The organism is Pseudomonas sp. G166 (genome assembly GCF_037027455.2).
Lineage (GTDB): Bacteria > Pseudomonadota > Gammaproteobacteria > Pseudomonadales > Pseudomonadaceae > Aquipseudomonas.
In genome coordinates this window covers 4705751-4727553 of record NZ_CP146985.1, presented here as the reverse complement: position 1 = coordinate 4727553, position 21803 = coordinate 4705751, and the positions used below count along the sequence as shown (strand labels likewise).

Below are 21803 nucleotides of genomic sequence, written 5' to 3'. Positions count from 1 at the left end.
GTACTCCTTGGTGGGTAGCCGAGAAGCAGAGCAAAAGCCGGGCCATTGGCGTAGGCCTCTCTTTAACGGGGCATTGACCCCGTCGCCACAATGGTTGGGGGTACGCGCTTGCCGAGATGGGCAAAGCGTTGCCGCAAGAGCCAGGGGGCATGAGCGAATGAACAACCATTCGGCCAGAAGCCGTGATCGGGTCAGATGTCTGAGCAAATCCAGGTGCGCTAGAATGCCGGACGCATAGAACTCAAGGACCCATGATGATATTGCGACACAGGCCAGTGAAGGCTGATGACGTCAAAACTATCTGCCGTTTTCCGCTCAATGCTCAGGAACTGTTTTATATGTTCCCGAAAGCTCAATACCCTCTGACTGAGACTCAACTCTTCAACGCCATCACTCAACGATTCGACTCGACGATCGTGGAGACAGATGACGGCATTGTGGGCTTTGCCAACTTCTACCGGGCCGAAACGGGGGGAGTTTGCTGTATCGGCAATGTCATCGTTGCCCAAGAGGCACGAGGTCAAGGTGTTGCGACTTTCCTCGTGGAGACGATGACGGCCCTGGCGTTTGATCGTTATAACGCCACGCAGGTGCAGATCTCTTGCTTCAATGAAAATACGGCGGGTTTGCTGCTTTATCCAAAACTGGGTTTCTTACCCTTTGCTATCGAGGAGCGACTTTCTGCGGACAGTCGAAGAACAGCGCTCATTCATATGAGTCGCGCGCGGGATTCTCTGAGTATATGTACGCTATTGAAAACCTGACGTTCATGAGTTACCAGAGATTGAGTTGACCCCCGACGGAGTGTCAGGGCAGGCGAGACACCGATGCCTTTGCTGCTATGACCATTGGATGGAAACATGCCGCTGAAAACTCGCGATTTTATTCTTGGTGTTCTCCAAGACCTGTCCATCGGTGATTTCTCATCCCGACCCTTCGACTGTGCCTTCGAACTACTCGCCGCCCCGCCCAGTCGCAAGCGCTTGGTCATGAAACGTTTGGCAGTCGTAAGGTACCCGTCGTGGGGATACGGCATATGTCCAGGTTTGTGCCGAGCATCGAGGCCATAAAGCGGGCTTGGGAACGACAGAAAGCTGCATCAGTGTCGTAGACGTCACAGCAAGGCTGAACGCGATTGATTTACAATGCCTGTCCTTCAACCGAGGCTGGCATTTCGTGGATGCTTTTTCCCTTGTCTATCAGCACCTGATTCAGTGGGTCATCGCCCCGATCACCGATCAGTTCTTCAGCATTTTCAACTTGAACGGCCGCCTCGGGATCCTGTTTCTCTGCGCCTCCTACGGCGTTGCTTATGGCTTGTTCCGCCACAGAAAACGTCGCGGCCTGACCAACGCCGGTTCATTCTGGCAATTCATGGGCGGCAGCCGGGTGCATCTGCATCGTTCAGCACTGCTGGATTATCGCTATTACTTCGTGCGGGCCATTCTCAAGATTGCTCTCGTGCTGCCCATCGTCCATCTGGTGGATCCGTACATCCTGCGCTCTGCAGATTACGCAGCTTTTTTCAGCAATCTCTGGGGGGCTCGCCCGCGCCTGGGGGAGAACCTTTCGCTCGCGTTGCTCTACGGGCTGGGGGTGTTTCTGGTAAAGGATTTCGTCCACTACTGGGCGCACCGGGCTTTTCATTCACGCTGGCTGTGGGCGTTTCACAAGGTTCATCACTCGGCACCGGTGCTGGTACCGGCCACGGCGAGCCGGGTGCACTTTGTGGAGAAGATCGTCGAGAAGCTCGGCGTCACCGCGTGCCTGGGGCTCTTCGCGGGTGGCTTCTGGTATGCCTGCGGCGGTGAGGTCAGCCGCTATACCTTGTTCGGCGTGACGTACCTGGTGTTCATCTTTAATAGCCTTGCGGCCAATTTGCGTCACACCCATGTCTGGCTGTCCTTTGGCCCGGTGCTGGAACATGTGCTGAACAGTCCGGCCCAGCACCAGATCCACCACAGCGATGCACCCCGGCATTTCAACCGCAATTTCGGCGTCAACCTGTCGCTGTGGGACTGGATGTTCGGCACGCTCTATGTCACCAGTACGCAGCCTGAGCGCTTGCGTTTCGGCACCGGAGAACAGGACCACCAGCGCTACCTGACGGTGTATAGCCTGATTGTCACGCCGTTCGTCGAAACTGCCTGCAAGTGCCTGCCCGCGTTTTCATATCAACGCCAACGCGCCACAATGCGCCCAACGCCTGCCATCGGATCAGCGAGTGCTGACCTGGGTGAGGCTGAGCGAAAATCCAGCAAGGAACGCCCATGAATTTCTTCAAGAAGCTTCTCGGTTCATTGAACGGTCCTGAAACCCAAGATGACCAGCCCGCGCCGCCATCCCACGAGCTTGGCAACCTGACCGAGGCAGAAGCAGCCAATCTGGCCCTCCGAGAAGCCGGCGAAGCGTGCCTGGATCGTCATTGGCGTTCCGTCGGCACGGTCGAGCGGGATGTCCTTTCATACCTGATCAGTCCGAGCTTTTCCGGTGGCCCGTATTGGCCTTCGACCCGTCAGGCCTACCGAGTGGTTCGCCGTGGCACCACAGTCATTCTCGCCACTGAAGGCCTGTCAGATCCGTTCGATGATACAGAGGGAATGGGCAATGGTTTCGAGATGGAGTTGTTCGTCGAAACCGCAGATATCCCCGAGCACGCTCATGGCCCCGTGGGTGAGGTCGATCCATTCAAGCGCAGTTGGGCCTTCGAGTTGGTAGAGCATGTTGCCAGGACAGTGGCCGAGGCAGGAGGGATCACCCACCAACTGGAACAACACGGCGCGCTATCCCTCGAACTTCCCGGGCTCAGCCAGTCGCATCACATGAGCGATCAACTGCCCAAACTCTTCGTGACCGATGACGACTCCACCGGCGTACTGCTCGGCGCCCCGGAGCCAGATTTTCCTACTCAATTGGATGACATGCCGTTGTCCCCGGTTAGATTGGTACCGGTGGTATTGATCACGGCGGCGGAGCTGGAATACGTCCGTTGCGGTGGGCGAGCGGCGCGGGAGGATCTGGTGAGCCGTTTGAAGGCGGCGGGGGTGGGACATATGAGCAGCCTGCATCGGGCGAGCGTGGTGTGATACCGAATGGGGTCGCCCCCACAAAATGCCCCAAGTGAACGGTCGCCAGGTTTGGCACCCCGTCCCACCCAATACCTTTCGAGATATCAATGACTGACTACCGCGGACTCATCCTCGAAGACACCCGTGAAGGCGCCACCGACCAGGCCATCGCGCAACTGGAAGCCAGCCTGGGCGCCCGCTTGCCGGACGACTATCGCCAGTTCCTCAAGACCTGCAACGGCGCCTACGTGGAATACGATGTGCTGGCCACGCTCGCCAATGGCGATGAGGAATTGCTCAGCTTTTCGCTGTACGGGCTGGACCCGGACAAAGAGTATGAATCCAACCCCTTTGAACTGGAGCAACTACGGGCTCAGCCCGGGTTCCCTGCAACGGGATTGCTGCCGATCGGTCGCGACGGCGGCGCGAGTATCTTGCTGCTGGACCTGCGGGAAGGGCGCCAGGAGGTGGCGGCGATGGTGGCGGGCTTACCCGCCTGGACTGGGCGCCGTCAGCAGGGCGATGAGTACGTGGTGTTGGCGGATTCTTTCAATGGCTACTTGGACTCGCTGTTTCTATCGGAGGAGCGGATCGAGGAGCATATCAATCACTTCATGATCAGCCCTGAGAGTATTGAGGCGACGTTGGAGTGGTTGGATAAGGGCAGTCCGAGTTGGCGGGAGCGATATCGGGAGCTGTGGAACGCGAGAGTAGTGGATAGGCTGATTTGAAGCCTGATCGGTGGATAAATCCCGATTTTTCGAATGACGCCGGTAATCGTGATCAGGCACCGGCGAAGGTGAATATTCCTTCCACTTGAATCCGGTCTTCAGTCGAGGCGGTCGATGGCGCGAGCAAGATTTGCGCGTGCCCGCTGCTCGAATGTGTCGAAGTACGGTGCGGTCGTATAGATGCGCCCGCGCGCCAGGAAGCCTTCAAGGACCTGGCGCCGCTTTTGGCGGTAAATAGGCAGAGGCACAAATCGGTACTCGCGGCGAATTTGTTGGTCGTATTCCTCGAACCGCTCGAACGGTGCCCCAAGGATCGCCAGATCCGTGTCCACCAGCACCGCTTCGTCTGTCGACGCTGGAGCACCGTCGTGTCGCGTCACCATGATCAGGTCGTAAAGCCTGCGTCGGATTTCATCGCCCAGGCCGCTATCGCGTGCCACGTCGTCCAACCATTGCGCACTGCGCAACTCGTTGTCGCTGCGAAGGGGGTCGTAGATCGCATCATGGAACCAGAGTGCGAGGTCGACTTCGGCGGGGGCCTGGCAGGCAGCATTGACGAATTGGCGTACCTGGAGGCATTCCTTCAGATGCTGGAGGTTGTGGTAAGCGCGGTGCGGCTCGCAGTAGTGTCGAATGAGTTCTTCGTACGTCTCTCGCGACGCACATCTGACGCCAAGCTCCGCCCAGACGCGAGCCCAGGCGGCGAAACCCGTGCCATCAGCCTCGTCGAGGTCGCCACGTGTGTTGGCCGGCAATAGCCCGCTCGCTTCTAACGGACCCGTCATGGCTCCTCCTGCGCTTCAAAAAATGGAAAAAGGGGACACCCATTTTGAATTATTGGGCATCCCCCGTCGGCGCGTCGTCAACATCGTCCGCTGGCGCACCGTAAGGTACGCCAATCTCGACCCGATCAGCCTTTACCCAACCGGTATAGTCGTCGCCACTCTTGGCGATGAAATTCACTTCCAGCCATGATTCGTCTTCAAGGCTGGAGTAAATGGTGAGGGAGTCGCCGGGTATTACGAAAATCTTCTTATTGGCACAGGCTTCATCTGGCGCTTCGTGAAAGTGCAGGCGTCCGGTGCCAATGACCTTGCCTTGCACTGACGGATGAAACTCAGGCACCGTTCCCGAGATCTTTTCCGCCAGGGCGGAGCAGTTAACCGCTGCCTGGCTCAGGCCGCTGAAAAAGCACAAGCACAACAAGCTTGAACGCAGATACATCTTGGCGAATCCGTTTTGGGGTGGAGACGTAGGATAGTTAAGTCGCAAACTATTGGGAAAGAGGCATATCCTCAACGAGGATGGGGCCGTTCACAAACGGCCTTCTTTGTGCCCAGCGGACTGCGCCAAAAACTCTGCTATCAATGATGCAACCTGCTGCTGAATCACCCCTCGTGCGCGCCCGCCATCCCCATCCTGACAAATGATCCCATCTCCCGGCACCTCCTTTTCGAGCATCCCCTGCGCACCAGGTTTGCACATCGACATGAAGCTGAAATGGCTTGCGTCGCTGATCTCGACGTAACGGCTTGTCGCCGGTGAAAGGCGCTTGGCCAGGTTGGCAGACTCCAACTCGGCGGGAAGTTCGCGCGATGGCACGCCGGCAGCGATCACCAGAGCGGGGACAGGCAGCGCGGCCAAGCTTTCATCGGTCATGCCACGTGAAAGGCCCAGGTCCAATGTCACCACCGCAGTAACGCGTTTATCGCGCCAATCGGCGGCCAGCGCGGCCATTGCCTCTGAGGTGCCAGCGGGGTTCATCTTTTCGTAAACGGTGCAACCGGACAGCTGCGGGTGGGCTTTGCAGTCTTGGGCGAAGCGCTCCGGATCGAAACGAGCGCCGGCGATCTCCAGGGCAGTCCAGCCGCCGAGTGAATGGCCTACTGCGGCAATTTGGCCATTGGTGACGCGGCCAAATTTTTCGGGTTGAGTCGTGACGCTATCAATGGCTCGGCGCAGATCAACGGGCCGCAGCCATAACTGCGCCGCTGCTTGGGGGCTGCGGTCATGGGTGGTGCTGCCGGGGTGGTTGATGGCGGCGACGATATACCCCTTCTGGGCCAGGGAACTGGCCAACCAAATCTGGTTGCTCCAGTTACCCCTGTATCCGTGGGAGAGCACCACCAAAGGATGTTCGCCGGCAGTTGGCGGCGCGTCACGTACGGCAGACGCACCGACGAACGCTGCATTATCGGCGATCAGTTGTGGGGTTGCGGTGGTCGTACTCGGGTACCAGACGACCATCTCCAGTGCGCGGCCATTGTGTGGATCCGGCAGTGTGGAAGATTGGAAGCCGATGGGGTTTTCGTCAGCAAATGCGATGGTTGTCAGGCAGGCCAGCGATAGGGCGCCGAAAGCTGTCTTCAATGTCGTTTCTTCCTTGATCAGAGTGCGCAGCACCAGAACTCACCGCAAGGTGGCCATTGGTTCTTGTCAATCGAGTCGCCAAAACCAACCGGCGCCTGGGCGACGGCTAGACTATAAGATGCCATCAAAAAACACACACAACAGATTGATAGGCAGAGCGACTCCCAACGATATGTAGGACATTGCTGTAGTCCCATCACCCCATTTCGCCATTCACCCCCCAATTACAGCTCTCCATATCCCACAATCCAATCGCGTATTCCCATTCCACGCGGGATAATACGACCCGGCTTGAGGTCACAAGCGCTTCCCCCTGATTGTATTGGCGGCAGAGAAGGATCGATCGCAATGACAGACTGGCTGCAAAGCTATGGAGAGATGGCCGAGCGGGTGCGCCGCCATGATTGGGACGCCAGCCCGCTCGGGCCGCCGAAACAGTGGCCCGATGTGCTGAAGACCACCGTAGCGCTGAGCCTTGCCTCGCATTTCCCCCAGGCCATCGTGTGGGGGCCGGACATGATCACGTTATACAACGATGCGTTCCTGCCGATCCTCGGCAACAAGCCCGAAGCGTTGGGCCGGCGGTTCGATGAGGTGTGGCAGGAGGTCTGGAGCGATATCGAGCCGATTGCGCGCGCGGCCTTCGATGGGCAAGCGACCTTTATAGAAAACTTTCCCCTGGTCATCGAGCGCGGTGGTGGCCCCGAGCAGGCCTATTTCACCTTCTGCTACAGCCCCATCCGTGATCAGTTCGGCAAGGTCGTGGGCATGCTGGATACGGTCACCGAGACCACCTCGACGGTGTTCATGACCCAACGCCTGGCTGTCCTGGATGCAATTGGCAATGCCGTGGCCAACGCTACCGACCCGCTGGACATCATGGCGACCACCACGCGGATCCTGGCGGCGCACTTGAACCTGTCCAATTGTGCCTATGCAGACATGGATGAGGACGAGGACGGCTTCACCATCCGCGGCGATTGGGCCAGGGCGGGCTCGCCGCATATCGTCGGGCATTATCGGTTGGCTGATTTCGGTCGGCTGGCGGTCGCCAACCTGCGGGCTGGCAAGCCACTGGTGGTCAACGATAACCAGGCGGAGCTGGCCCCGGATGAAGCGGCCACGTTCCAGGCGATCGGTATCGCAGCGACCATTTGCGTGCCGCTGATCAAGAACGGGCGATTGACTGCATTGATGGCCATCCATGATAAAACTCCCCGAGTCTGGTCATCCAACGACCTGGCGCTGCTGCTGGAAGTCACGGAGCGCTCCTGGGCCCACATCGAACGCACCCGTGCGGATGCCGCCGTGCGCGAAGGCCTGGCGGCCCTGGCTGAGCTGAATGCGACGCTGGAGGAGCGGGTCGAGGAACGCACCACTCGCCTCAAGCAGACCGAAGCGGCGTTGCGCCAGTCGCAAAAACTCGAGGCCATCGGCCAGCTCACCGGCGGTGTGGCCCATGATTTCAATAACCTGCTGACGATCATCCGCTCTTCCGTTGATTTCCTGCGCATGCCCAACCTGTCCACCGAGCGTCGCAACCGCTACATGACAGCGGTTGCCGAGACCGTGGAGCGCGCCGCCAAGTTGACCAGCCAGTTGCTGGCATTCGCCCGGCGCCAGCCGTTGAAACCGCAAGTCATCGATGTGGGCAAGCAGGTGCAGAGCCTGGGGGACATGCTGGAAACCGTTACGGGGGCGCGAATTCAGGTCAAGGTCGAGTTGTGCGACCGGCCTTGTTACATCCGCGCCGACCTGAGCCAGTTTGAAACGGCCTTGATCAACATGGCCCTCAATGCCCGCGACGCCATGAACGGTCAAGGCACGTTGTGGCTTCGGCTCCGTTGTGGTGATGGCATGCCGCCGATCCGCGGTCATGCCGGGGCCGGGCAATCTTTTGCCGCCGTTGCCCTGGCAGACACCGGCACCGGTATTACCGCAGAAGTACTCGAGCACATCTTTGAGCCTTTCTTTACCACCAAGGAGGTGGGCAAGGGCACGGGGTTGGGCTTGTCCCAGGTGTTCGGGTTTGCCAAGCAGTCCGGCGGTAACGTCGATGTTTCGACCGTAGTGGGCGAGGGGACGGTGTTTACCTTGTACCTTCCGGAAGTGGAGCCGGAGAAAAAACCTGAGCCCCTCAAGGAGGAAACCACGCACCTGGTGCTGGAAAAGGGTAGGCGCCGGGTGTTGATCGTGGAAGACAACCTGGAGGTTGGACGTTTTGCCAACCAGATCCTCCAGGACCTGGGCTACGAAACGGCCTGGGTGACCAACGCCGAGGAGGCGCTGGAAATGGTTGGCCCGGATGCGATGGCATTCGACGCGGTTTTCTCCGATGTCGTCATGCCCGGCATCAGCGGCGTTGCCCTGGCCAGGGCTTTACGCCAGCGTCGCCCGGATCTGCCTGTGGTCTTGACCTCTGGCTATAGTCAAGAGTTGGTCCACAGTGGTCATGAGGGCTTTGAATTTTTGTCCAAGCCTTATTCGGCTGATCAGGTTTCTCGGGTTTTAAACCGCACAATGCTGGGTACGGAGTGAGTGTTTCCTTTTTGAAACAGTGAGTTCCATTCGTCGGCCAACGGTATTGCGGGATAACCGGTCTGTTGATGACCGACTAGTCTGATTTCATGAGGTCGATATTTTTCAGGCAATGGGTTGTTGCCGGTATGGGCCTCGATGAAAGGGGAAAGGCGATGGGAGCACCGTACAGCGAGGAGAACGGAGCCGCGTATCCGATCAATGAAGGGTTGCAGTGTGGCCAATCGGCCTATCATGCAGACTTTGGTGATGAGCCGATCAAGTCCATCAGGACGAAGGTGCCCAAAGTGCAGCGAGGGGAAAAGGCCAAGTTTTTGCCCAAAGTCCCGATCAGGAAATAACCGTAAGCGCAGCCCCGTCACCGAACGGGGCTTTTTTTCAGGCGAATTTCGCCAGGAAAAAGAAAGTCTCGTAAATATTTTTCATCTTTTTCCAACCGCCAGTTTCTTTCACGTTTCTTTCACAAGCGGGCACGTAGTCTCAGCTCATCCGTTAGAAAGCAGTACCTGGCCCGTTTCCCCAGCGGGCTTTTTTTTTGCCTGTCATAAAACTCCCTCTCCGTTTGTTGTCCAACCGGTATGGCTGATCGCTATCTAGCGTAAACTGACGCTCGCGCGCACCGGCCATCTCTCCCCGATGCGGCATTCTTGAGGTTTTATCATGCGTTTGACTTTGTCCACCTTGGTGCTTGGGCTTCTGGTTGCCCAGGGCGCGATGGCTGCTGGCGACGGCACTGCCGCAGTTGGCGGTGGTTTGGGCGGTGTGTTGGGTAACGTGGTCGGCCAACAGATGGGCGGCAGCACAGGCGCCGCGATTGGTGCCGGTGTCGGTGGTGCAGCCGGCAGTGCGGTAGGTGCGCGCAAGGGCAGCCGTACGGAAGCAGCCATTGGTGGCGGCCTGGGTTCGGCCGGTGGTTCGATTGTCGGTAACCGCCTGGGCGGCTCCACCGGTTCCACCATCGGCGCGGGCATTGGCGGCGCGGCTGGCGGCGCATTGGGCAGCAACCTGTCCAATGACAATGACGGTCATTCGGGTGGCGGCAAGAAGCACAAGCATAAGAGAAAGCACCGTTAAGCGGATGCTTGATGAAAAGACCCGGCCTTGTGCCGGGTTTTTTGTTATTCAGCGGTCCAGGACGGGCAACTCGCTACGATAATTGTTGTTCCTGAACATCACCCGGAACGTTTAGCTTCCCTCCACCTCAAATTCATACATCCATCAGCAATCGCGAGGTGTGCCATGACGCCGGAAACTGAAGGTAAGGAAGAAAAAGGTCCGACGGGCGTTCCCTTCGTCAATGATCCGGGCGTCAACGACCCGGGCAATGAAGACCCCGGTTCGCTGATGGATGACGCCCAGGTTCCCTTGATCGAGGATGAGGACGCTGAGCTTGAGGACGACTCCTACGATTGAAGCCGCTCAAGCTGACCGCCCGCGTTCTTTAAGCTGTACGGCAGGTGATCCCCCCTGCCAGGAGGTTGTATGACTGCCGATTCATTCGTCCCCGACAACGATGAAACCCCGGAATACCCGCTGCCATCACCAACCAACCCGCTGGGCCGCGACCAGCGTCCACCTGACGATGAGGCCGGTGTGGAGCAGGTACCGAGCGAGGATGAGGATGTCGAGGCGACTCCGGAGGATCCGGACATCGCTGGTGACGATGCTTCTGGCGAGCCGAGCTGAGCGTCCGTCGCGCCGCTCGATTTCTTGGCACCAGCAACAGGGGGGGCAGCTCGAGTTATTCCAGCGATTCAGACCAATAACAACGCCGCCATCACTTCAAGCCGCTCTTTGTGAGGAGGGCGGTAGTACGCTGGCCACAAATGAGAGCGGGCGCACTCGGGTTTTTGCGACACGTAGATTTCTCGTTGCTTGCCCCAAGCCCCTCTCGTTATGCTGCTGAATCCTTTAAGGCGAACACACTGCCCTGGCCGCACCTGAGCCATCCCTGGAATGTTGTGTTGATAACGGATCAGATGCGATGAATGCACCGCAAAAAGAGTTTGGCCCGATCAAAGCTGTGATTTTCGACATGGATGGGCTGTTGCTGGATACCGAGGGCATTTATACCGAGGTCACTTCCATCATCGCCGAGCGCTATGGGCGCACCTTCGATTGGAGCGTCAAGCAAAACATCATCGGGCGAGGCGCTGAGGACCTGGCCAATTATGTCGTCCAGGCTCTGGAGTTGCCGATCACTCCGGAGGAGTTCCTGGTCATCCGCGAGCCCCTGATGCGCGAGCGTTTTCCCCATGCCTTGGGGATGCCCGGCGCTGAGGAATTGGTGCGGCATTTGAAGGCCCACAACATCCCGATTGCGGTGGGTACCAGTTCGTCGAGCCAATCATTCGCGCTTAAAACCACTCTGCACCGGGATTGGTTCGCGTTGTTCGATTTCATCGTGACAGCGGATGACCCAGAAGTCGGCGCGGCGAAACCTGCGCCGGATATCTTCCTCACTGCCGCTCGTCGCCTGGGCATCGCGCCGCGCGACTGCCTGGTGTTCGAGGATTCACCGTTCGGCGTGACGGCAGCCAAAGCCGCCGGCATGACCGCGATTGCCATTCCCGATTCGGCCATGGCTGACGAAAAGTATGCCCATGCCGACGCGATCATTCGTTCCTTGAGGTTGTTCCAGCCAAGCCTGTGTGGTTTGCCGGAACTGGAATGGGCCTGACGACACAACGCAACACAACAGAACGCCGGTCATGGTTGAAGCCATGACCGGCGTTTTTGCATACCCGGATCAGGCGCCGAAACCACCATCGATGGTCAGGCTGGCACCGGTGATATAGCCGGCTTGCGGCCCAGCCAGATAGGCGACGAAACTGGCAATTTCATTGACGTTGCCGTAACGCCCGATAGCCATCAGCGACATCAGGCTGGAGGCGAACTCGCTGTCGGCCGGGTTCATGTCGGTGTCTACCGGGCCGGGCTGTACGTTGTTGACGGTAATGCCGCGCGGGCCGAGGTCGCGGGCCAGGCCTTTGGTCAGGCCTACCAGCGCGGATTTGCTCATGGCGTATGGCGCGCCACCCGCGAAGGGCATGCGGTCGGCGTTGGTGCTGCCGATGTTGATGACCCGACCGCCTTCGCCCATGTGACGTGCGGCCGCCTGGGTGGCGATGAACACGCTGCGCACATTGATGGCCAGGGTCTGGTCGAAATCTTCGAGTTTGAATTCGTCCAGCGGTGCCATGGCCAGCACGCCTGCGTTGTTGACCAGGATATCCAGCCGGCCAAAGGCCTCGACCGTGGCATCGACGGCGTTGCGGATGGCCTCGGCGTCGGCGCTGTCAGCCTTGATCGCCAGGGCCTTGCCGCCGGTTGCGGTGATGCTGTTTTGCAGCTCTTCAGACTTTGCAGCAGAACTGACGTAGGTGAAGGCCACTGCGGCGCCTTCAGCCGCCAGGCGTTTGACAATGGCAGCGCCGATGCCGCGAGAACCGCCCTGGATCAAGGCGACTTTACCGCTCAGTGTTTGCGTGCTCATAACTATTCTCCAGAAGATACCGAGGCGTGATGCCGCGGGAATGGAGCGAGTATCAAGCGTTGGTTATCGCCTGTGTAGACGCTCGTTGATACAGTCTGTGTAAACCAAAAGTTTGGAATGGCCCATATGGAAACCTTCAGCAGTATCGAATGCTTTGTTCGCAGTGCCGAAGTCGGCAGCTTTGCCGAAGCGGCGCGACGCTTGAGCGTGACGCCCGCTGCGGTGGGTAAAAGCGTGGCCAAGCTCGAAGCGCGGTTGGGCGTGCGGCTGTTCCAGCGTAGCACCCGTCGCCTGACGCTGACCGAAGCCGGCCAGTTGTTCCTGAGAGAAGTGGGTGCCAGTTTCAATACCATTCAGAACGCCGTTGCCAACCTGGCCAGCGCCGGTGGGCAGCCTGCGGGCACCTTGAAAGTGAGCATGGGCACGGCGTTCGGTCGACTGTATGTCGTGCCGCTGCTGGGAAAGTTTTTGCAGCGTTACCCGGCGATCAATCCGGACTGGCATTTCGATAACCGCCAGGTGGACCTGATCGGCCAAGGCTTCGATGCGGCTATCGGTGGCGGTTTCGATCTGCCCCAGGGCGTGGTGGCGCGCAAATTGACGGTGGCCCATCGGGTGCTGGTTGCATCACCGGACTATGTGCAAAGCCACGCTGCGGTGGTTGAGCCGGAAGATCTGTCACAGCATCAAGGCATCCTGATTCGTTCGCCACAAACCGGACGCGTTCGTTCCTGGCAACTGACCAGTCGCAGTCGGGAACACAGTCCGCTGACGCTCAAGACGCGCATGACCATGAGCGATTCGGAAGCCGACTGCGCGGCCGCCACCCAGGGGCTGGGCATCGGGCTGGTGAGCATGCCGATAGCCGTTCCCTTTCTGCAATCCGGTGTGCTGCAGCGGGTGCTGCCGGACTGGTACGTCGACGATGGCAACATTTCCATCTACTACGCCGAGCATAAACTGCTGCCGGGCAAGACCCGGGCGTTTGTGGATTTCATCATCGAGCAGTTTGCCGAGCAGGGGTTGGCGCAGCGGTTCAGTGCGGTTTGAGCTGAGCTCTAGACCGAGTTGCCCTCAATCGCGAGCAAGCGCGCCCCCACACTGGTTTTGTCGCACCACATATTTTGTGAGCGCCAAAAAACCTGTGGGAGCGAGGCTTGCTCGCGATGGGTACGCCTCGCTCTAAGATTGAACACTCACCGCCCAAACCGCCCCGGCCAGCCAATGATGGTCTTGGGCCGAGGCGTCGCATAGGTGCGCACTTTGGAGGTCGACAACCCCAGTCGCACCAAGGATTCGGCAATGGTTACCGCCGCAGTCACGCCATCGACCACTGGCACGCCGGTGCGCTGGCGGATCTGCTCATCGAGCCCGGCCATGCCGCCACAGCCCAGGCAGATCACCTCGGCCTTGTCCTGGCTGACCGCCAATTCGGCTTGCTGCACGATGGCTTCAACCGCCCGTTGCGGGTCCTGTTCGAGTTCCAGCACCGCCAGACCGCTGGCACGCACCGAGGCGCAACGGTCGAACAGGCCGGAGAGCTTGAGGCGGTCTTCGATCAGCGGCACGGTGCGGTCCAGGGTGGTGACCACTGAATAGGCGTGCCCAAGAAACATGGCGGTGCTGGCACCGGCGTCGGTGATGTCCACCACCGGTACGTTGAGCAGTTCCTGCAAGCCCTCACGACCGTGTTCGCCGTAGCCGGCCTGGATCACTGCGTCGAAGGGTTGGTCGTAGGACATCACCCGGTCCATCACCGCAATGGCCGCCAGGTAGCTTTCAAAGTTGCCTTCGATGGAGTCGGCACCGAAATGCGGCGTGAGCCCGACGATCTCGGTGCCGGGCGCGGCCACGGCCTGGGCTTGTCGGGCGATGGCCTGGGTGATGGATTCGGTGGTGTTGACGTTGACCACGAGAATTCGCATGAGCTGTCCTCCTTGATGTAGAAAAATAAGCGACCCGAACCTGGCGGGCCGCTGGGGGCCAATCAATGACTGACGTTATCCACCGCGATGGCTTCGCCGCTGACGTCTTCGTAATACGCTTGGCGCTTGGCGATGATCAGGTACAGCAACCCTGCAATCGAAGCGCCAATCAGCCAGGAGAAGGGTGAAATGCTGTCGAAACCGGGCACCAGCGCCAGGATAATCGCGATCAGGGCTGCCGGGATAAACGCCACCACCGCGCGGAGGTTGACCCCATTGCTGTAGAAATACGCACCGTTCGGGTCCTCGCTGTACAGTTGCGGCACGTTGATGCGGCCTTTTCGCACCAGCCAGTAGTCGACCATGATCACCCCGTACAGTGGCCCGAGCAGGGCGCCGAGGCCGGACAGGAAATACACGATCACCAGCGGGCTGTTGTAGAGGTTCCACGGCAGGATCAGCACGGCAATGGCGGCGCTGATCAACCCGGCGCGGCGGAAGGTCAGGTACTTGGGCGCCAGGTTGCTCAGCACGAAGGCGGGGGCGACGAAGTTGGCCATGATGTTCACGGCCACGGTGACGATCAGGAATGCCAGACAGCCCAACACGAGGAAGAAGGTGTTGGGTATCGAGGCAATGACCTGGGTCGGGCTTTCGATGATTTGCCCGTTGATCTGGAACTGTGCGCCGCACAGCAGGACGGTGATCCCGGCAAACACCAGGATATTCACCGGCAGGCCCCAGAAATTGCCAACGATGATGGTCCGACGGCACGGCGAGGAGCGGGCGAAGTCGCAGAAATTGAGAATCAACGTGCCGTAGATCGACAGCCACAGCGCGCCGCCGGCAAAGATGTTGCGCCACATTTCGCCGCCGCTCAGGGGCTCGCGGATCGACCAGGCAATGGTGGCGTCGGCCTGGGTGTACATCCAACCGGCCAGGGTCGCGACGGTCATCAGGATCACCGGCCCGGCAAACCCTTCGTAACGACGAACCGTTTCCATGCCGTAGGCCAGGATCACCAATTGCACGAACCAGATCGCCACGAAACACACCCAGCCCAGGCTCGACAGGCCCAGGATCGAGTCGTGGTCGTAGTCGGCGAAACCCGGATGGATCGCGGTGAGCAGTACCCGCAAGACCACGGACGCCAGGTACGTCTGAATACCGAACCAGGCAATGGCGATGACGGCCCTGATCAAGGCAGGAATTTGCGCTCCGTGGATACCGAAGCTGATCCGGCTGATCACCGGGAACGGCACTCCGGTTTTCTGCCCCATGTAGCCGGACAGGTTCATGAAGCCATACACCAGCGCCGCTCCGATCCCCAGGGACAGCAAGATCTGCCAGCCGCCCAGGCCCAGGGCATAGAGGCCGATGGCGAAGGAATAGTTGGCGATGTTGTGCACGTCGTTGGTCCACAGGGCAAAGATGCTGTAGCGACCCCAGCGCCGCCCCTCGACCTTGGTTGGCGCCAGGTCCTTGTTGTGCAGCCGCGGGCTCAAGGCCAGGGAAGCTGGGGTTCTGTCATCAAGGGCAGTGGTGGAGGAGGGCAGATCCAGCGCGATGTTATTGGAGAGACTTGTACGCATTCCGGCAGGCTCCTGATTCTCGGTGCCACGATGACTGTGCATGAGCGCGAGGCTCGACAAATCTTCGTCGCGGCAGGTGAGCATCATTGGTTACGGGGCATCTGCAGCCTGTACGGGATAGGGCGCTTCAGGCTTGCGGATCTAAAGTGTGTGTATGTTTTATAAATGTTGTATACAAAACACTTGTCGACTCAAGCCAGATTTATGCCATCTATTGATCTATTGGCCGTCGGGCTAATTTCGTTTCGTTATTGAATTTGAATAACTAACTGAAATACCGTGATTTAAAACTGACCGTTTAAACAGGTATTTATTTTTTGGCGAACGCCAGTGGGGATAGGAGTGCAGGTGAAGCGGGAAGGTGTGTGTAACTTTTCAGGGCATAAACAGTATAAGTGCACACAAAAATGCCACTTGTGGTGACATTTTTGTGTACAGAGTGCGAGGCTCAGACGCTCTTGGATTTGGCGATGATGTTCCCGGCATGCAGCCCGCATTCTTTCTGCGTGGCTTCTTCCCACCACCAACGGCCTTCACGCTCATGTTGGTTCGGTAGCACCGGGCGGGTGCAGGGCTCGCAGCCGATGCTGATGAAGCCGCGCTCATGCAGGCTGTTATAGGGCAGCTCCAGCATGCGGATGTAGCCCCAGACTTCTTCGCTGGTCATCTGCGACAGCGGGTTGAATTTGTACAGGGTGCGCTCCGGGGTGGAAAACGCCGTGTCGATTTCCAGCACCGCCACCTGGCTGCGGGTGCCGGGGCTCTGGTCGCGGCGCTGGCCGGTGGCCCAGGCACGGACATCGGTCAGTTTGCGCCGCAACGGTTCGATCTTGCGGATGCCGCAGCACTCGCCATGACCGTCCTTGTAGAAGCTGAACAGGCCTTTTTCCTTCACGAAGGGTTCAAGTTTCGTGTAGTCCGGCGAGATCAGCTCGATGTCGATCTTGTAGTACTCGCGCACCTGATCGATGAAGCGATAGGTTTCCGGGTGCAGGCGGCCGGTGTCGAGGCTGAACACCTTGACGTTCTTGTTCAGCTTCCAGGCCATGTCCACCAGCACCACGTCTTCGGCGCCGCTGAAAGATATCCACAGGTCATCGCCGAATTCGGCGAAGGCCAGTTTGAGGATGTCCTGCGGGGACTTGCTGGCATAGGTCGTGGCGAGTTCCACGACATCAAACGATGGGCTCATCAGGGCGGTTTCCTACAGGTCGGTGGCGCTGGGCGCTCTATATGGGGCTGATGGTAACAAAAGCTGTCGAGGCTGGCGCGCTCCTGTGCGTTGCGCCGCCTTCGGTGAATGGCTAGAGTCGGCAGGCCTTTTGTTCGCTCAACCGATAAACATCAAAAAATGGGAGTGTCTTGTGGAAATTGCCTGTCTCGACCTGGAAGGTGTGCTGGTCCCGGAGATCTGGATCGCCTTCGCTGAAAAAACCGGTATTGAGTCCCTCAGGGCGACCACTCGGGACATTCCCGACTATGACGTGTTGATGAAGCAACGCTTGCGCATCCTCGACGAGCACGGCCTCAAACTCTCCGACATCCAGGAAGTCATTGCCACACTCAAGCCGCTGGACGGCGCCATCGAGTTCGTCGACTGGTTGCGCGAGCGCTTCCAGGTGGTGATTCTTTCCGACACGTTCTACGAGTTTTCCCAACCCCTGATGCGCCAGCTGGGTTTCCCGACATTGCTCTGCCATCGTCTGATTACCGATGACAGCGGGCGGGTGACCGGCTACCAATTGCGTCAGAAAGATCCCAAACGGCAGTCGGTCCTGTCCTTCAAGAGCCTGTACTACCGGGTGATTGCGGCGGGAGATTCCTACAACGACACCACGATGCTGGGCGAAGCCGACGCCGGGATTCTGTTCCATGCGCCCGAGAATGTGATCCGTGAATTCCCGCAGTTCCCGGCGGTGCACAGCTTTACCGAATTGAAGCAGGAATTCCTCAAGGCTTCGAACCGCAGCCTCAGTCTGTAAACCCAATCAACCCTGTGGGAGCGAGCAAGCTCGCTCCCACAGGGTTTTGCACTAGGCCAGGAGGGGGCGACGCTCTAAAGATTCTGCAAAGTTTCGAGCAACACCCGCACCTTGGTAATCGACTCCTGATACTCCGCCTGCCAATCCGAATCCGCGACAATCCCGCCGCCGCCCCAGCAACATACCTGACCATCCTTGACCAGCAGGCTACGGATGGCGATGGAGCTGTCCATTTCCCCGCGCACGTCCAGGTACAGCAACGAGCCGCAATACAGCCCGCGACGGGTCGGTTCGAGTTCGTCGATGATTTGCATGGCGCGGATTTTCGGGGCACCGGTGATCGAGCCTCCAGGGAAGCTGCCGGCGATCAGGTCCAGGGCGTCCTTATCGGCGTCCAGTTCGCCAGTCACGCTGCTCACCAGGTGATGCACGTTCGGGTAGCTTTCCAGGCTGAACAACTCCGGCACGCGCACCGAGCCGATGCGGCAGGTGCGGCCCAAGTCGTTGCGCAGCAGGTCGACGATCATCAGGTTTTCCGCCCGGTCTTTGGGGCTGGCTAGCAGCTCGGCGGCGTGGGCCGCGTCTTCGCCAGGGCTCGTGCCACGGGGCCGGGTGCCCTTGATCGGCCGGGTTTCCACATGGCCTTCGCTGACCTTGACGAAGCGTTCGGGCGACAGGCTCAGCACCGCACCGCCATCGGGCAGGCTCTGGAAACCGGAAAACGGCGTCGGACAAGCTGCGCGCAACGCCTGGTAAGCAGCCCAGGCATCGCCTTGGCAGGGGGCGCGGAAACGCTGGGCAAAGTTGACCTGGTAGCAGTCGCCGGCCTGGATATACGCCTGGATACGTTCGAACGCCTGTCGATAGGCCTCGGCGCTGAGGTCGGGGGCCATCGGTCCTTCGAGACTGAAGGTATCAACGGATGCCGCAGCCGGCAGGCTGAACAGCGCGATCAGGCGCTGGCGTTCGCCTTCGCCACAATGGGGATGAAACACCAATTGGCTGGTGCCGGCCTGGTGATCGCTGACCAGCGCCCAGTCGTACACGCCGAAACGCGCATCGGGCAGCTGCAGGTCGTCTTTGGCATGGGACGGTAGCGCTTCGAGGTGTCGGCCGAAGTCGTAACTCAAGTAGCCGATCAGGCCGCCGGCGAAGGGTAATTGCACTGTGGCCGGTAGTACGGCGTGCCCCAGCTGTGTCAGCTGAATGCGCAAGCGTTGCAGGAAGTCAGTGCCGCTTTCGTCCGGCAACACCGCCAACTGCGCCAGCGGCCAGGCACTGAGCAGATCATAACGGCCACGCTCGGCACTCGGCCGGCCGCTGTCGAGCATGACGCTGCCAGGAGCGTGACGGATCGCCGCGAAATACTCGGCAGGGTTGGCGCGGTAGGGCAGCGGGTGTACGGAGCAGGTTGGCATGGGCGGGGCGGGTCAGCCGTTCAGGCGGGGTGGCGATTGTAATCCCTCTGTAGGATTTGCTCCTAGAGGGATGTCGGAGATGAGTAAGTATGGGGCCATCGAAAATCTTGGAGTATGAACACCTTGTGGCGAGAAGGTTTATCCCCTCGTCACAAGGGGGATTTCAACCCTCAACCGGCGGAATATGCCCAAACAGCGCCTGGGCGAACGCCACGCGCTCTTCCACGGTTTCCTCGACGCCGCGGGCCTTGAGTTCTTCCAGGTGGGCTTCCACCGCGTGGGTGCGCAGGGTCAGGCCGCAGTCGTTGGCGATCTGGATGTTCAGCCCCGGCCGAGCGTTCAACTCCAGGATCAACGGGCCTTTCTCCTGGTCCAGCACCATGTCGACGCCGATGTAGCCCAGCCCGCACAGTTCATAGCAACCGGCGGCCAGTTTCATGAACCCGTCCCAGTAGGGCAGTTGCACCCCGTCCACTGCATTGGTGGTGTCGGGGTGTTTGGTGATGATGTTGTTCAGCCAGGTACCGCGCAGGGTCAGGCCCGTGGCGAGGTCGACGCCCACGCCGATGGCGCCCTGGTGCAGGTTGGCCTTGCCGCCGGATTGGCGGGTTGGCAGGCGCAGCATGGCCATCACCGGATAGCCCATGAGCACGATGATGCGAATGTCCGGCACGCCTTCATAGCTGATGCTCTTGAAGATCTGGTCCGGCGTCACGCGGTACTCGATCAGCGCCCGGTCACGGTGACCGCCCAGGGAATACAACCCGGTGAGGATGCTGGAGATATGGTGCTCGATTTCCTCATGGCTGATGATCTTGCCGGACACCGTGCGATAGCGCCCTTCGAAGCGGTCGGCAATCACAATGATGCCGTCGCCACCAGCGCCCTGGGCCGGCTTGATCACGAAATCGTTGTGTGCGCCGATGATCCCGTCGAGTTTGTCGATTTCCTTTTCGGTGGAGATCACCCCGTACAGTTCCGGCACATGAATGCCGGCGGCGATGGCCCGTTCCTTGGTGATGATCTTGTCATCGACGATGGGATACAGGCTGCGCTTGTTGTACTTGAGCACGTAGTCAGCGTTACGCCGGTTTATGCCCATGATGCCCCGGGCTTCCAGGGCCTTCCAGGTCTTCCAGAAGCCGAACATTACGAGTCAGCCTTGAGGAAGGCCTTGAACCGCACCAGCTCGGTCAGGCGGTAGCCGCGATAACGACCCATTGCCAGCATGAAGCCCACCAGGATCAGCAGGATCGCCGGGAATGTGAACACGAAGTACACCAGCTCCGGCACGCTCATGATCAAGTGCGCCAGGGACGCGGCGAACAGGGTGCCGATGGCGACTTTCATCGCGTGGCCGGCGCCGCGTTCTTCCCAGGTGATGGACAGGCGCTCGATGGTCATGGTCAGGATCACCATCGGGAACAGGGCCACCGACAGGCCGCGCTCCAGGCCCAGCTTATGGCTGAACAGGCTGATGGCGGCGATCAGCACCACCACGAACGTCAGCACCACCGAAAGCCGTGGCAGCATTTGCAATTTGAGGTGTTCCAGGTATGAGCGCAGCGACAGGCCCAGGGTGGTGATCACCGTGAACAGGATGATCCCGAAACCCAGTTGGGTCTCGCGGAAGGCGAGGGCGATCAGCACCGGGGTAAAGGTCCCCAGGGTCTGCAGGCCGATCAGGTTGCGCAGGATCAGGATCACCAGCACGCCGATGGGGATCATCACCATGATCATGAACGTCTGCTGGGTTTGCAGCGGCAGGCCGTAGAGCGAGTATTCGAGGAAGTTGGCGTCAGTGTTCTCGTCCGTCAGCTTGGCCAGGCGAATGGCGTTCATCTCGCTGTTGTTCATGCTGAAGGTGACGGTGGCTTTCTTGCCGCCATCGACGGTGATCAGGTTTTCGTCGCCAGTCCACCACAGCAGGCGGTCGGTGGGCAGGCCCTGTTCACCGGTGTCCGGGTTGAAATACAGCCAGTCGGTACCGTTGAAACTGCGCAGCCACAGTTCCGGGGTCTGCGGCTGGTCGGCCACCAGGCGGATGGTGTGGACCTTTTCCACCGGTACGTGGGCGATGGACAGCACCAGTTCGACGATTTTCGCTTTATGGGCCGAGGACGGGTCGCCGGCCAGCAGCAGCTTGACGTTGTCGTCGTTGAGGTTGTTGACCCGCTTGATCGCTTCGCTGATGAAGGTCTCGACGTCGGCCGAATGCTGGCGGATCGGCGCAAGCAAGGCTTCGGCGGCGAGCTTTTCCGGGCCTTCGACGGCGATACTGTCGCGGAAGGTCGGGCCCTTGACCTTGGTTTTTTCGGCGCTGTAGCGCTTGGTCAACACCAGGCGGTAATACAGCGTCTGGTTGCCCTTGGCCCGGCGGGCCGACCACGTCACCTTGCGGTTACCGTCGACGCGGTTTACCGCCACGCCGTAATTGTTGGAAATGAAGCTTTCGTTGAGGCTGACGTAATCGCGGCTCAGGGGCGGCACGAACATCTGGATCTTCACCGGATCCTTGGCATTGGGCACGAATTCGACCTTGGCGTCGATGTTCCACAAGTCGTCGGTGGCGTCTTCGGTCACCGGAATGCCGAGCACGAAAATCTGATAGGCCGTCACCGACAGGCCCACCGCCACCAGGATGGCGATCAGCATTTTCAGATGGAGGGTAAGGGAGCGCATT

General features: G+C 59.4%; 21 protein-coding genes. 11 read left to right on the top strand and 10 right to left on the bottom strand.

The features are described from left to right. Window positions 1–254: 254 nt before the first annotated feature. The 4 genes from SGN16_RS20620 to SGN16_RS20605 all read left to right on the top strand — a co-directional run bounded on the left by SGN16_RS20620 (window position 255) and on the right by SGN16_RS20605 (window position 3799). Entirely contained in the window at window positions 255–764 is a 510-nt protein-coding gene (locus SGN16_RS20620) for a GNAT family protein (protein WP_335945817.1), read from the top strand. A gap of 412 nt (window positions 765–1176) precedes the next feature. Next, a complete protein-coding gene (locus SGN16_RS20615; RefSeq protein ID WP_335945816.1) occupies window positions 1177–2274 on the top strand; it encodes a sterol desaturase family protein in 1098 nt (365 codons plus the stop codon). Then, window positions 2271–3086, top strand: a complete 816-nt coding sequence (locus SGN16_RS20610; RefSeq protein WP_335945815.1) for a suppressor of fused domain protein — start codon at window positions 2271–2273, stop codon at window positions 3084–3086. The genes SGN16_RS20615 and SGN16_RS20610 overlap by 4 nt, the downstream gene beginning before the upstream one ends. A gap of 89 nt (window positions 3087–3175) precedes the next feature. After that, window positions 3176–3799 (top strand): SMI1/KNR4 family protein, encoded by a 624-nt coding sequence (locus SGN16_RS20605; protein WP_210639755.1) that lies wholly within the window; start codon window positions 3176–3178, stop codon window positions 3797–3799. A 98-nt stretch (window positions 3800–3897) separates the two neighbouring features. Here the strand turns inward: SGN16_RS20605 and SGN16_RS20600 are convergent, their stop codons facing one another. From SGN16_RS20600 to SGN16_RS20590, 3 genes are all read right to left on the bottom strand, one after another. Beyond that, window positions 3898–4584, bottom strand: a complete 687-nt coding sequence (locus SGN16_RS20600) for a hypothetical protein (protein ID WP_335945814.1) — start codon at window positions 4582–4584, stop codon at window positions 3898–3900. 49 nt (window positions 4585–4633) lie between these two features. After that, window positions 4634–5023 carry a hypothetical protein gene (locus SGN16_RS20595; protein ID WP_210639753.1) on the bottom strand — a complete coding sequence of 130 codons (390 nt, stop codon included), beginning with the start codon at window positions 5021–5023 and terminating at the stop codon, window positions 4634–4636. A gap of 90 nt (window positions 5024–5113) precedes the next feature. After that, on the bottom strand, window positions 5114–6169 hold the full coding sequence (locus SGN16_RS20590; protein WP_335945857.1) for an alpha/beta fold hydrolase: 1056 nt from the start codon (window positions 6167–6169) through the stop codon (window positions 5114–5116). 348 nt (window positions 6170–6517) lie between these two features. On the opposite strand from SGN16_RS20590, the gene SGN16_RS20585 reads away from it, so the two are divergent. The 5 genes from SGN16_RS20585 to SGN16_RS20565 all read left to right on the top strand — a co-directional run bounded on the left by SGN16_RS20585 (window position 6518) and on the right by SGN16_RS20565 (window position 11387). Next, complete coding sequence (locus tag SGN16_RS20585) at window positions 6518–8707, top strand: response regulator (protein WP_210639752.1); 2190 nt, start codon at window positions 6518–6520, stop codon at window positions 8705–8707. Between the two features lie 660 nt (window positions 8708–9367). Continuing rightward, window positions 9368–9781, top strand: coding sequence for a glycine zipper domain-containing protein (locus SGN16_RS20580; protein WP_210639751.1), 414 nt, complete (start codon window positions 9368–9370; stop codon window positions 9779–9781). Between the two features lie 165 nt (window positions 9782–9946). Further along, window positions 9947–10120, top strand: coding sequence for a hypothetical protein (locus SGN16_RS20575; protein WP_210639750.1), 174 nt, complete (start codon window positions 9947–9949; stop codon window positions 10118–10120). Between the two features lie 69 nt (window positions 10121–10189). Continuing rightward, complete coding sequence (locus SGN16_RS20570) at window positions 10190–10393, top strand: hypothetical protein (RefSeq protein WP_335945813.1); 204 nt, start codon at window positions 10190–10192, stop codon at window positions 10391–10393. 298 nt (window positions 10394–10691) lie between these two features. Continuing rightward, entirely contained in the window at window positions 10692–11387 is a 696-nt protein-coding gene (locus SGN16_RS20565; RefSeq protein WP_210639748.1) for an HAD-IA family hydrolase, read from the top strand. Window positions 11388–11456: 69 nt separating this feature from the next. Here SGN16_RS20565 and SGN16_RS20560 read toward each other — a convergent pair whose 3' ends face one another. Continuing rightward, window positions 11457–12203, bottom strand: a complete 747-nt coding sequence (locus tag SGN16_RS20560; RefSeq protein WP_335945812.1) for a 3-oxoacyl-ACP reductase family protein — start codon at window positions 12201–12203, stop codon at window positions 11457–11459. A 126-nt stretch (window positions 12204–12329) separates the two neighbouring features. Between SGN16_RS20560 and SGN16_RS20555 the strand changes: the two genes are divergently transcribed. Beyond that, a complete protein-coding gene (locus SGN16_RS20555) occupies window positions 12330–13253 on the top strand; it encodes a LysR family transcriptional regulator (RefSeq protein ID WP_335945811.1) in 924 nt (307 codons plus the stop codon). A gap of 146 nt (window positions 13254–13399) precedes the next feature. Here the strand turns inward: SGN16_RS20555 and SGN16_RS20550 are convergent, their stop codons facing one another. The 3 genes from SGN16_RS20550 to SGN16_RS20540 form a co-directional block, all read right to left on the bottom strand. Continuing rightward, complete coding sequence (locus SGN16_RS20550) at window positions 13400–14128, bottom strand: aspartate/glutamate racemase family protein (RefSeq protein ID WP_134925196.1); 729 nt, start codon at window positions 14126–14128, stop codon at window positions 13400–13402. A 62-nt stretch (window positions 14129–14190) separates the two neighbouring features. Then, window positions 14191–15720 carry an NCS1 family nucleobase:cation symporter-1 gene (locus SGN16_RS20545; RefSeq protein WP_335945810.1) on the bottom strand — a complete coding sequence of 510 codons (1530 nt, stop codon included), beginning with the start codon at window positions 15718–15720 and terminating at the stop codon, window positions 14191–14193. A gap of 448 nt (window positions 15721–16168) precedes the next feature. Continuing rightward, the gene (locus tag SGN16_RS20540) at window positions 16169–16912 is read right to left on the bottom strand and encodes a phosphoadenylyl-sulfate reductase (protein WP_335945809.1); all 744 of its coding nucleotides are present in this window, start codon (window positions 16910–16912) and stop codon (window positions 16169–16171) included. A gap of 172 nt (window positions 16913–17084) precedes the next feature. On the opposite strand from SGN16_RS20540, the gene thrH reads away from it, so the two are divergent. After that, window positions 17085–17702 carry a bifunctional phosphoserine phosphatase/homoserine phosphotransferase ThrH gene (thrH, locus tag SGN16_RS20535; protein ID WP_210639742.1) on the top strand — a complete coding sequence of 206 codons (618 nt, stop codon included), beginning with the start codon at window positions 17085–17087 and terminating at the stop codon, window positions 17700–17702. Window positions 17703–17776: 74 nt separating this feature from the next. Here thrH and pabB read toward each other — a convergent pair whose 3' ends face one another. The 3 genes from pabB to SGN16_RS20520 all read right to left on the bottom strand — a co-directional run bounded on the left by pabB (window position 17777) and on the right by SGN16_RS20520 (window position 21802). Continuing rightward, on the bottom strand, window positions 17777–19120 hold the full coding sequence (gene pabB / locus SGN16_RS20530) for an aminodeoxychorismate synthase component I (protein ID WP_335945808.1): 1344 nt from the start codon (window positions 19118–19120) through the stop codon (window positions 17777–17779). Between the two features lie 163 nt (window positions 19121–19283). Continuing rightward, on the bottom strand, window positions 19284–20270 hold the full coding sequence (locus tag SGN16_RS20525; RefSeq protein ID WP_210639740.1) for an alpha-L-glutamate ligase-like protein: 987 nt from the start codon (window positions 20268–20270) through the stop codon (window positions 19284–19286). Then, window positions 20270–21802 carry an inactive transglutaminase family protein gene (locus SGN16_RS20520; RefSeq protein ID WP_210639739.1) on the bottom strand — a complete coding sequence of 511 codons (1533 nt, stop codon included), beginning with the start codon at window positions 21800–21802 and terminating at the stop codon, window positions 20270–20272. The genes SGN16_RS20525 and SGN16_RS20520 overlap by 1 nt, the downstream gene beginning before the upstream one ends. Window position 21803 lies beyond the last annotated feature (1 nt).

Excerpts from the sequence above, each read along its gene's own strand:
- SGN16_RS20620 (WP_335945817.1), top strand. The coding sequence starts at position 255 with ATGATATTGCGACACAGGCCAGTGAAGGCTGATGACGTCAAAACTATC.
- SGN16_RS20565 (WP_210639748.1), top strand. The coding sequence starts at position 10,692 with ATGAATGCACCGCAAAAAGAGTTTGGCCCGATCAAAGCTGTGATTTTC.
- SGN16_RS20605 (WP_210639755.1), top strand. The coding sequence starts at position 3,176 with ATGACTGACTACCGCGGACTCATCCTCGAAGACACCCGTGAAGGCGCC.
- SGN16_RS20545 (WP_335945810.1), bottom strand. The coding sequence starts at position 15,720 with ATGCGTACAAGTCTCTCCAATAACATCGCGCTGGATCTGCCCTCCTCC.
- SGN16_RS20555 (WP_335945811.1), top strand. The coding sequence starts at position 12,330 with ATGGAAACCTTCAGCAGTATCGAATGCTTTGTTCGCAGTGCCGAAGTC.
- SGN16_RS20540 (WP_335945809.1), bottom strand. The coding sequence starts at position 16,912 with ATGAGCCCATCGTTTGATGTCGTGGAACTCGCCACGACCTATGCCAGC.
- SGN16_RS20570 (WP_335945813.1), top strand. The coding sequence starts at position 10,190 with ATGACTGCCGATTCATTCGTCCCCGACAACGATGAAACCCCGGAATAC.
- SGN16_RS20610 (WP_335945815.1), top strand. The coding sequence starts at position 2,271 with ATGAATTTCTTCAAGAAGCTTCTCGGTTCATTGAACGGTCCTGAAACC.
- SGN16_RS20560 (WP_335945812.1), bottom strand. The coding sequence starts at position 12,203 with ATGAGCACGCAAACACTGAGCGGTAAAGTCGCCTTGATCCAGGGCGGT.
- SGN16_RS20525 (WP_210639740.1), bottom strand. The coding sequence starts at position 20,270 with ATGTTCGGCTTCTGGAAGACCTGGAAGGCCCTGGAAGCCCGGGGCATC.
- SGN16_RS20550 (WP_134925196.1), bottom strand. The coding sequence starts at position 14,128 with ATGCGAATTCTCGTGGTCAACGTCAACACCACCGAATCCATCACCCAG.
- SGN16_RS20585 (WP_210639752.1), top strand. The coding sequence starts at position 6,518 with ATGACAGACTGGCTGCAAAGCTATGGAGAGATGGCCGAGCGGGTGCGC.
- SGN16_RS20580 (WP_210639751.1), top strand. The coding sequence starts at position 9,368 with ATGCGTTTGACTTTGTCCACCTTGGTGCTTGGGCTTCTGGTTGCCCAG.
- pabB (WP_335945808.1), bottom strand. The coding sequence starts at position 19,120 with ATGCCAACCTGCTCCGTACACCCGCTGCCCTACCGCGCCAACCCTGCC.
- SGN16_RS20600 (WP_335945814.1), bottom strand. The coding sequence starts at position 4,584 with ATGACGGGTCCGTTAGAAGCGAGCGGGCTATTGCCGGCCAACACACGT.
- SGN16_RS20595 (WP_210639753.1), bottom strand. The coding sequence starts at position 5,023 with ATGTATCTGCGTTCAAGCTTGTTGTGCTTGTGCTTTTTCAGCGGCCTG.
- SGN16_RS20520 (WP_210639739.1), bottom strand. The coding sequence starts at position 21,802 with ATGCGCTCCCTTACCCTCCATCTGAAAATGCTGATCGCCATCCTGGTG.
- SGN16_RS20575 (WP_210639750.1), top strand. The coding sequence starts at position 9,947 with ATGACGCCGGAAACTGAAGGTAAGGAAGAAAAAGGTCCGACGGGCGTT.